1 protein-coding gene is annotated in these 840 nt (G+C 65.0%); it reads left to right on the top strand.

Translation table 11 applies throughout. From position 1 onward, the window contains the following. Positions 1-840, top strand: an 840-nt coding sequence (locus tag QQJ79_RS15500) for a GTA baseplate fiber-binding domain-containing protein (protein WP_284223829.1), incomplete at both ends; no start/stop codon positions are given.

Genomic DNA, 840 nt, shown 5'->3' with positions numbered 1-840 from the left:
GCCAATGGCCCTTGGCGGCGGGCAGGCCAAGGCCCTGTGCCAAAACCTGCTGCGGGAGGCATGGGCGGAACGGGAACAGGCACGGGGCGTGCTGCCGCTTCGGTATCTGTATCTGGACCCGTCGGACCGGGTTGCCATCACGGGGGCGGGTACCCGTCAGGAATGCCGTCTGGTGCAGACCCATCTGGGGGGAGACCTGTCCATGGAGGTGGAGGGCATCGCCTTTTCCCGAACCGAGCGACGGGAACAGGTGGATGCGGATGCCGGGGCGGGCGTTCCCGCCTATGCCATTCACCGCCCGCAGATGCTGGAGCCGTTCATTCTGGATCTGCCCCTGCTGCGGGATGAGGATGCGTTGGCCGGGACAGGAAGCCGGTACTATTTCGCCGCTGCGGGATACGGGGCGCGCTGGAACGGGGGCGGGCTGTATTCATCGGAAACCGGGGAGCGGTTCACATTTCAGGACGCCGTTGATCGGCAGGTGGCATGGGGCATTGCCCTGAACGCGCTGGGAGAGCCAGTAACCCCGTACCGGACGGACTGGGAAAACAGTCTGACCGTTCGTCTTCTGCATGGGGCCGACCAGTTCGAGAATATCCCCGAGGCGGATTTCCTGAACGGGACCAACCCGGTGCTGGTCGGGCAGGAACTGGTTCAGTTCAAGTCGGTTCAGGACAACGGGGACGGTACGATCACCCTGTCCACCCTGCTACGGGGACGGCGGGGGACAGACCCGTTTGCCGGTGGGCATCAGGCGGGGGAGCGGGTCTTTCTGCTGGATAGCAACACCGTCCGCCGGGGTCAGGTTCCCCTGTCCCGGTTGTTGATGCCGCTGCATTG

The sequence above is a fragment of the Brevundimonas denitrificans genome (assembly GCF_030160755.1).
Classification (GTDB): domain Bacteria; phylum Pseudomonadota; class Alphaproteobacteria; order Caulobacterales; family Caulobacteraceae; genus Brevundimonas; species Brevundimonas denitrificans.
This window is presented reverse-complemented; position numbering and strand designations above follow the sequence as displayed.